The following is a 2,266-nucleotide window of genomic DNA, read 5'->3' as shown; positions in this document are numbered from 1 at the left end:
GAATAACGGCTAAACGAATGGCCGCCATTATCCGGCATTTGCGCAGTAAGTCTTGTAGGTGTCTGACGATATGTCGACACCAGTCCTTTTTAGTGGGCGATGGAGGGCTCAGTCGAGTATCAGATGCGGCAAGAACCGGCTCGAATCCTTGGTAATCAAGCTGTTGTCCTCACGCACGCCGATGCCAGCCGCCTGATCCCCGATCACCCAGGAGCCGATCAGCGTGTAGCTGTCGCCAAATTTCGGCAGCGGGGCAAACTCCTGAAGGATAAACGGCGCATCAGTGTAGGGGCCGTCCTCTTTTACGATCAGGCCATCGGCAGTTTGCAGCTCAATGTTCGCGCCTTCCCGTGAGAAGAATGGCTTGCGCACCCAACCTTTGGGCACCGCTTTACTCGGGTCGGAGTCCAGGTGCGCCGCGAGCAGGTTCGGGTGACCTTGGTTGAACTCCCACAGCAGCGGCAGGATGCCCTTGTTGGAGATGATGGATTTCCAGGGTGGTTCGAAAAACTGCGTGTCGCTCTGGGCAATTGCAGCGCCGAAGGGTTCGTGGAAGATGAACTCCCAGGCATGCAGTTTGAACAGGTGAGGGATCCAGCGATCCTCGAGGTCGACGAAACGTCCGTCACTGGTGAGGCCAATGTCTTCGATGTCGATGTGCCGCGATTCGATGCCGACCTTTTCCGCGACCAGGCGCAGGTAATCGGTGGTGCCCTTGTCTTCGACCGAGTCTTTCATCGAGGCGAAATAGAAGGGCTGTTTGAGCTGCAGTTGGGCAAAAGCCTGATGCAGCTTGGTGTCGATGCTGTTGAACTGGTCGGCGTGCCTGGGCAGCAAGCCACGCTCGATGCATTGTTCCAGCCAGCCCCACTGAAACGCCGCGGCCTCATACAGGCTGGTCGGCGTGTCGTAGTTGAGTTCCAGCAGCTTGGCTGGCCCGCTGCCGTTGTAGGAGAAGTCCATGCGCCCATACAGGTGCGGGTGGCCTTCGAGCCATGAAGTGCGAACCATGTCGAAGAACGGCGCGGGGATGCTCAGGCGCTCCAACAACTCTTCGCTTTGCACCACTCGCGCCACCAGGTCCATGCACATCTCATGAACTTCGGTGGTCGGGTCTTCGAGGTCGTTCTCGATCTGCTTGAGCGTGAACTGGTAGTACGCGCTCTCGTCCCAATAGGGTTCGTCGTCGATGGTATGGAACAGGAAGCCGAGGCTTTCGGCGGTCTGTTTCCAGTCATGACGCTCTGCGCAGAGGATTTTCTTCATGGCCTTGTTCCCTTAGCTACTCGAACCGCCAAAGCTCTTGCCTGATCCACCCCAGCCACTGCGTGCGCTGGCCTGGCTGCCGAACCCGCCGCGGGAAGTGGACGATGCAACGGACACCGGCTTGCTGCGAGTGATGGTGTCGGTGTAACTGCCACTGCTGCCGTAGCGCGCCTGATTGGACCTGTTGAAGGTTGAACCTGACGATACCCGCTGACTGAGTGTCGAGGACGAGTAGTCACCGCGATCATCGCGATAGCGGTAGACCGGTTCGGAGTAGTAGCTGTTGCGGTTGCTGCTGAGCATGTTGCCGATCAGCAGCCCTGTCAGCAGGCTACTGCCGGAGAAACCCGACCCTGCGGCATTCGCTTCCGATGCGGGCAATTTAGCCTTGGCCGCGTCCACTTCGGACTGCGTCACCTCGCCATCGGCACTCAGCTCGAAACCACCGAGCTTGGGGATGAATTTGCCGGCGGAATCCTGCTGGCACCAGTCGGCGACAAAGTCGGCGTTGCAATCAGCCTGGTTGTCGTACACCGGCGCAATGCTTCGATGCTGGGCCATGGCCTTCATATAAGCGTCAGAACAGATGTCGACCGGGAGCTTTTCATCGGCGCATTGCTGAACGGACTGGAAATTGTACTTTTTGTGTATCTCGTAGGTTTTTTCCGTCGGCCCGCAGCCTGATATGGCCATGGCGACCGATGCCGCCAGCGAGAGCTGAACGTACTTGCTTCGTTTCATCGCAATCTCCGTGGCGCAATCAGTTCTGGGAAGGGGTCATGCACGCGGCGTTCAACATGCCGACGCTGATGGCCACTGCCGCGACATAGATACCCGCAGCGATTTCGCCTTTCTTGATGCGTTCAGAGGCGCCTTTGAGCACCAGGCTGGTCACCAGGAACGCCAGCAGTTGTACGAAAGCGGCGATCACCGCCCAGACGACGAAGTCCAGAATGCTGATCGAGTAGGCGATCACATTGCTGGCCGGAATGGCGAATCC

Annotated in this window: 3 protein-coding genes; all 3 read right to left on the bottom strand. The window is 58.2% G+C overall.

Annotated elements, in window-relative coordinates:
- Nucleotides 1–108 precede the first annotated feature (108 nt).
- Complete coding sequence (locus AC1DLB_RS28025; RefSeq protein WP_086945160.1) at nucleotides 109–1,266, bottom strand: glutathionylspermidine synthase family protein; 1,158 nt, start codon at nucleotides 1,264–1,266, stop codon at nucleotides 109–111.
- Between the two features lie 12 nt (nucleotides 1,267–1,278).
- On the bottom strand, nucleotides 1,279–2,007 hold the full coding sequence (locus AC1DLB_RS28020; protein ID WP_477744627.1) for a DUF1190 domain-containing protein: 729 nt from the start codon (nucleotides 2,005–2,007) through the stop codon (nucleotides 1,279–1,281).
- Nucleotides 2,008–2,026: 19 nt separating this feature from the next.
- The coding region (locus AC1DLB_RS28015) for a DUF350 domain-containing protein (RefSeq protein WP_477786086.1) at nucleotides 2,027–2,266 on the bottom strand (240 nt) is incomplete at its 5' end.

This window comes from Pseudomonas sp. 05N434 (assembly GCF_056396965.1).
The sequence above is the reverse complement of the archived record's forward strand: the minus strand, read 5'-3'. Positions and strand labels throughout refer to the sequence as shown.

Bases quoted from the DNA above. Each gene is read 5' to 3' on its own strand.
- AC1DLB_RS28025 (WP_086945160.1), bottom strand. From the start codon at position 1,266: ATGAAGAAAATCCTCTGCGCAGAGCGTCATGACTGGAAACAGACCGCC.
- AC1DLB_RS28020 (WP_477744627.1), bottom strand. From the start codon at position 2,007: ATGAAACGAAGCAAGTACGTTCAGCTCTCGCTGGCGGCATCGGTCGCC.